Source organism: Arthrobacter sp. USHLN218, assembly GCF_037144715.1.
Taxonomy (GTDB): Bacteria; Actinomycetota; Actinomycetes; order Actinomycetales; family Micrococcaceae; genus Crystallibacter.
The window spans coordinates 1-223 of sequence record NZ_JBBCYT010000043.1; the positions used below are offsets into that span (position 1 = coordinate 1).

Sequence of the window (223 nt, forward strand, 5' to 3'; positions counted from 1 at the left end):
CGGGTCCGAGGGCCTGGACGTCATCCCCGGCGTCGGCGAGGACCAGGACCGGCGCTACTACGCGATCACGATCAAGCCCACCGTGTTCGTGAACCTGGTCCCGGACCACGTGATCATCCACCGGATGTTCCCGCTCGCGGCGGACCGCACCATCGTCGAGTGCGACTGGCTCTACCTGCCCAGCGTGGTCGAGTCCGGCAAGGACGTCACCGCCTCGGTGGAA

General features: G+C 67.7%; 1 protein-coding gene. It reads left to right on the forward strand.

Translation table 11 applies throughout. The annotated features are described in order from the left end of the window. Positions 1 to 223: SRPBCC family protein (locus WFH44_RS21415; protein WP_336716674.1), on the forward strand; the 223-nt coding region annotated here is incomplete at both ends.